3 protein-coding genes and 1 pseudogene are annotated in these 6,112 nt (G+C 36.3%); all 4 read right to left on the reverse strand.

Going from position 1 to position 6,112, the window contains the following annotated elements; translation table 11 throughout:
- Positions 1–332 precede the first annotated feature (332 nt).
- The 4 genes and pseudogenes from V7183_RS06945 to V7183_RS06960 all read right to left on the reverse strand — a co-directional run bounded on the left by V7183_RS06945 (position 333) and on the right by V7183_RS06960 (position 5,834).
- A complete protein-coding gene (locus V7183_RS06945; RefSeq protein ID WP_016112459.1) occupies positions 333–1,511 on the reverse strand; it encodes an NAD(P)/FAD-dependent oxidoreductase in 1,179 nt (392 codons plus the stop codon).
- 44 nt (positions 1,512–1,555) lie between these two features.
- Positions 1,556–1,996: a DUF1641 domain-containing protein gene (locus V7183_RS06950; RefSeq protein ID WP_097894783.1), complete on the reverse strand. Its 441-nt coding sequence runs from the start codon at positions 1,994–1,996 to the stop codon at positions 1,556–1,558.
- Positions 1,997–2,538: 542 nt separating this feature from the next.
- Positions 2,539–5,091: pseudogene (locus V7183_RS06955) on the reverse strand (ABC transporter permease).
- Positions 5,082–5,834: an ABC transporter ATP-binding protein gene (locus V7183_RS06960; protein ID WP_335359048.1), complete on the reverse strand. Its 753-nt coding sequence runs from the start codon at positions 5,832–5,834 to the stop codon at positions 5,082–5,084. Before V7183_RS06960 ends, V7183_RS06955 begins: the two are co-directional and overlap by 10 nt.
- Positions 5,835–6,112: the final 278 nt, after the last annotated feature.

Below are 6,112 nucleotides of genomic sequence, written 5' to 3' on the forward strand. Positions count from 1 at the left end.
TGCGAAGTAAAAACAGAAAAAACAAACGAGTGTAGGCTACTTTTTATTCTGTATAGCAGGGGTTTAGATGTCGAAAAATTAAAATGGATTTATATAGATTTCATTTGAATAGAGTAAACTTTGTAAAAGCGAGGGAGTTCTCCCTTGCTTTTATTATTTTCTTAGAAATTGAAGATGAAGATTCTATACACAATTTCGTCATAATAAAGTCAGTACATATAAGAATATGGAAGAGGTGTATCTGGCTTTCATGCCGAATAAAAATATATAGATGACTACGGATAAAAAAAAGCCCAAATCATGGTGAAACATGATTTGGGCCAGTATTTGGATTAGTAAGCTAAGCTGAATAATCCTTTAATGTGTGATAAGTAACGAACGTTACTTGCTTCTTTCATTAATGATGCTGGTAAGCCTTTAAGTGGAGTTGAGCTTGCTCCGATTGTAGCAACAGCATCTTTACGTCCTAGACTTGCAAGTGTTCCAGAGTTTACTGGTGCGAACTCTTCGAATGCTTTGCCTTCTAGTGCTGCGTATAAGTTGTATCCAATTAACTCACCCATTTGCCAAGCGATCTGTGCAGTTGGTGGGTATGGACGGCCTTCTGGACCGAAGACAACAGCGCTGTCTCCAGCAACGAATACGTCTTTGTGAGAAGTAGATTGTAGGTATGCATCAACTGTTGCACGACCACGGTTTACTTCAAGACCTGATTCACCGATTAATGGGTTACCTTGTACGCCGCCTGTCCAAACGAATGTGTTAGCAACGATTTTTTGACCGTCTTTTAAGTCGATTTCATTGCCAGCAACGTTTGTTACAGGAAGACCTGTTAAGAATGTAACACCGCGTGCTTCTAAGCTAGTAGTTGCACGTTCAATTAAATGGTCAGGTAATACTGGAAGGATTTTTGGACCTGCTTCAACAAGAAGTAATTTTACTTCTTTAGGATTTACGCCGTGGCTTTTTGCAAGTTTAGGCATAATGTCAGCAAGCTCACCAACTAGCTCAACGCCAGTTAATCCGCCACCACCGATTAAGATTGTAGCATCAGCTTCGTTTTTCGTTTTAGCGTATTCACGAATACGGTCTTCAACGTGTTTGTAGATTTTGTTTGCATCAGCAGCAGATTTTAATACCATGCTGTTTTCTTCTAGTCCTGGAATACCGAAGTAAGCAGTTTTACTTCCTAAAGCAACTACAAGTGCATCGTAAGATAAAGTAGTGCCACCAGCTAGTTTAATTTCTTTGCTATCAACTGAGAATGACTCAACTGTTGCAATTTTAAGATCGATGTCTTTGCCTTTGAAAAGTTTTTCAAGTGGCATTGCAACTGCTTGCTCAGAAACGTTACCTGCTGCAAGGCGATGTAGTTCAGTGATGATTTGGTGTGTTGGGTATTGGTTGATCACTGTAACTTGTGCCTCTGATTTGCTGTAATATTTACGTACATTTAAAGCGGCTAGAAGTCCGCCATAACCAGCGCCTAAGATGACAATTTGTTTTGACATAGTATGATATCCCCCGTCTTTACTAATTGTTGTTATAAGATAAATTATTTATTATTGCGTTCTGCACTAATTTGAAGATAAGCGTTTACAAAGCGGAACATTTTTTGTGCTTGTGGATCTTTTAGTAATTTTAACAGACCGAAAAGACCAATAACTTCAGTGCTTGCTTCTGCGCGATCTTTTGCTTCGATAGCAGTTGCTGCCACGCATTTCACTGTATCTTTTACAGGTTCTACAAGCTCTTGGATTGCACCAACAGTGTCGCTTTTTAATACTTCGTCAGTAGCAACAGTTTGAGCAAAGTCATAAGACTTAGTTAGAATGTTAACAAGCTCAGTTAATTTTGGAAGCTGTTCTACTAGTGTAGTTAATGACTCTTGTACCTCAGGTTTTAACAACTGATCAAGTACATCAAGTTGTCCTTGGCTAGCAGAAATTTGTAAAGTTTCTTGTTCAGGCTTTGTTTGAGTGATAGTTTCTGGCATCTCCAATTCTCCTTTACGATAACAATACTCTTATTTTTTTGGGAATAAACATCCCCATGTAGCAGGTAAGAGGCAGCAAAAATTTGCAAAACTTTATACAAAGCTTCACAAAACGCAATAAAATGCTTTTAAATTTATGATTACAAGTAGAAGGCAATCATAAATCCAAAACCATAATTTCTTACCTATTATTTATGAACTTGTCCGATACATGGCTTGTCCGGATAATGGAAAGTTCCTTTATCGGAAAGTGTATATAATATATATCCTTTATTATATACTATATGCACCCAGGTTAACATAAAAATGATCCCTAATTATTTGACCTTTAGTCCATAACCTAGTACTGACAAGGGAAGAAAGCATATATTTTATTTTACGGTTACTTAAAATGTACTTAATCATAGAGAAAAAAAGGAAAAAATGAGCAAAAAGTGTTTATTTTTCCCTTTTTTAATTAATAAAAGAGGATATCGAATAAATAGATACGTTAAAAAAAATCATCGCGCTGGTCCAGATCTGGACCAATGCGATGATTTTTTTTATTTACTGTGCAAAAGCTGTATAGGTTTTGCTGATAATGATTGTTTTGCTGCTATCCAAACAACGATTGCTGTTGTTATGACGGATAGAAGTATACCTAAAACGGACCAAGTCATATTTATCTTCATCGGCATTTGGAATAAGAAACGTAACGTAATGCCTGAAAAAGCCAAGGCAATTCCGGCACCAACTAATCCAGCTGATAAGGAAATAATTGTATTTTCTAATAAGGTGGATTTCATCAAATTACTTGAAGACATACCAACTGTTTTCATAATAGCAACATCCCGTGTTTGTTGAAGTAAGCGAATGACAACTTGGTTTCCGATTGTAAGAATCGCCGTTAAAAAGGCGAATAACGCTACGATTGAAAAGAAAGTACTTTGCATTTGGATGATATACTGTAGACTATCGATTGCTGTAGCGGCAATAGAATAAGCCATCGCTGAGTTTGGGAGCTTCTTGTTTAGCTCGGTTAAAATGGTATTTGTTTGCTTTGAATCACTATCTAATGAATACGTAACTCGGCTAGGTTTTCCATATGTAGCTAATGCTTTGGTTGGAATACGGATACCAACAGTTTTGACAACACCTGATTTAAAGAAACCTACAATTTCACAGTTTACTAATTCATTTCCTATTTGAATGTCAACTGTATCGCCAGTTTTAACTCCTAGTTTCTTATAACTGTCTAAAAGAACTGCTTTTTTACTTTCTGCGTCGGACGGAATTAAATCACGCCCCTCTGATATTGTATATGCCTTGGAGGTAAGTGATGTATCTACACCTTCTATTGAAATCTTAGTTGAACTAAAGAATTTATCTTCTTTTACATTGTTTGTGAATAGAGATGCCGCTTCTTCACCATTAATGTTTTGGAGCCTTCCATCTAATTGATAGCCTTTTTTTCACGTTTTTATTTCTTTCGTAGATTTCAACTGTTTCTCAACTTTTCCTTCATCATTAATGGAACTAGTAATAAGAAGATTTCCCATTGCTTCTTTTTCTAATTGACCTTGAACAGATTCAATTAAATTATCCGCAAATACATGGCTAGAGACTACAGAAACAACGCCTATAGTTAAGGTGACCGCTAATAAGCCATTTCGTTTACTTGTAGCCGCTATATTGTGCAAAGCAAGAAAAAGACTTTGTGGCATGATGTTTTTCATCGCACCAATTGCTCGGAATAATAAAAAGTATATAAACCCTATAAAACGAACAAAAGCAAAAAGAAATAACATGGCTGCAGTTGTAAGTAAGAAAGCAAGAAGCCATTTAAAGATTACATTTCCATTTGTACTTGTTGTGAATCCTATGTTGTAAACATAAATAGAAAGAATACCACAAACAAATATAAAAAGTTGAAGCTTCTTTCTAAATGGTAAAGAATAATTCACGCTTGTGTTTTCAGTATCACGCAACATTTGGAGCGGGGATACGCGCATTCCACTTTTTACTGGTATCCAGGAAGCTAAGAAGGTTACTATTAATCCCACAATAATTGTTGTGCAAGTAACGGACCATGACATTCCCCAGTGAAGTGGTAATGAAAGCACCTCTGATAGATAGGAAGTGAGCCAAACGCTAGCTAATAACCCAATTACAATACCACCAACTGTTCCGAGAATTGCCAACCATAATGCTTCTAATAGGAAATATCGAATAATATATTTTGTTTTCATTCCTACTGACTTCATAACAGCGATATCATGCGTACGCGAAGCGATAATGACTTTCATTGTATTAGAAGTAGTGATGGCAGCAATTCCAAGGGCTAGCACACTGAATAGTTGAAGAAATGGCAGCAACATCCGTAAATCTTTTTGTTTTTCTAATTCTTTATCATGAACATCAATTACATTGCTTTGTGGTAATTGTTTTTGTATATTCTTTTTAAATGTAGAGACGTTAACATTTTCATTTAACAAAATTAAGGCTTCATTAATTGTACCTGCGGGTAAGTTTAAGAGCTGCTGTGCTTGATCTAAATGTAAATAGGCTGTTCCGAAAATAGAAGCATCGCCATAGGATTCTTGGACACCTTCTACTAAACCACGGATTTTATAAGAAACCATTGCCCCAGTGGAACGGTTAGGAATCTCCACTCGATCTCCCACTTTGACCTGCAAACGATCAGCTGTGTTTTTGGATAAAAGTAGTTCATCTTTATGTAAATCACGAATGTTAGGGAACTGTTTGCTTCCGAAGAAAGGATAATGATTTGTTTCAATACCCTTTATGATTAAGCTCGTTGTTTTTTGATCAGATTTCACCATACTTTGACCTAACAAAGAAGTTGAGAGTGCTTTTTGCTCATCGTTAGGAAGGGAAGAGATTAGAGCTTCTTGGCTCATTGGTTTTAAATAAGATTGAATCGATACGTCGCCCCCTAAAAGGATTTTAGACGATTCGTGAATGGATCGAGGGACTAGCTCTACCAACATAGACATAGAGAAGAAACTAGCTACTCCGATTAAAATGCTGAACACTGTAAAAAATGTTCTTAAACGATTGTGAATTAAACTACGTAATGCGGATTTTAACAACATGATGTTGCATCACCTTCTTTTTCAGCAGCTTCTGTAGCTGTATGCTTGTTAAATTTTTCTTGAATTAAAACACCATCTTCCATTTGTAAAACACGGTCTGAAAGTTTGGCCACATGAGAATCATGCGTAGCAATGATAAAGGTCATATGGAGTTGATCGCGTAATTGAAAGATTAAATCCAAAATGGTTTTTCCTGTTTTTGAATCTAAATTTCCGGTAGGTTCATCAGCAACGACAATAGCTGGATTGTTCACTAATGCGCGAGCAATTGCTACACGCTGTTGTTGACCTCCTGAAAGTTGACTTGGTAAATGGTGATAACGTTCTTTCATCCCGACAAGATTAAGTATCTCTCTGGCTCTGTTTATCATCTCTTTTCGGCTTTTGACTCCTGCACACATAAGTGCCATCATCACATTTTCTTGAGCTGTCATGGTCGTCACTAAATTATAAGATTGAAAAACAAAGCCAATTTTTTTAGCGCGAAAATCAGCTAAATCTTCTTCTGACATGGATGTAATATCTTGTTGTTCAATTACAATACGCCCCTCGCTAGGGCTGTCTAGGGATCCTAATATCCCGAGTAATGTTGATTTTCCGCTTCCGCTAGGGCCAATAATACTGACAACTTCTCCAGGATAAAATTGTGTGTTAATTCCTTTCAGGATTTGGATTGTTCCCGCTTCAGTTTCATAAGTTTTCTTTACTTCTTGTACTTGAAGAATGGGTTGCTTGGTTGTCATCCTTTTTTCCTCCAGACTTTTTAAATTTTAGTGCGAAGACGATTATGGTTCTAATTAAAACTATAATTATTAGAATGAATAAACCTTTTGCATTTCCCAAAGTAAAAGACTCTATAGATGTGAATAAATAAAAGATATATCAAATAATGAACCGTATGGCAGTAATTACTGAACAAAAATATATACTGGCATATGTGAGAAATGCTATTTTATAGTGTTTATTCATGTTCCGAATGGCATCATTGAATTGCTACAAAAAATTCTGGATACCCTGAGAT

Source organism: Bacillus sp. JJ1127 (assembly GCF_036965845.1).
Classification (GTDB): domain Bacteria; phylum Bacillota; class Bacilli; order Bacillales; family Bacillaceae_G; genus Bacillus_A.

Coding starts and splice junctions, on each gene's coding strand:
- V7183_RS06960 (WP_335359048.1), bottom strand. CDS start 5,834: ATGACAACCAAGCAACCCATTCTTCAAGTACAAGAAGTAAAGAAAACT.
- V7183_RS06950 (WP_097894783.1), bottom strand. CDS start 1,996: ATGCCAGAAACTATCACTCAAACAAAGCCTGAACAAGAAACTTTACAA.
- V7183_RS06945 (WP_016112459.1), bottom strand. CDS start 1,511: ATGTCAAAACAAATTGTCATCTTAGGCGCTGGTTATGGCGGACTTCTA.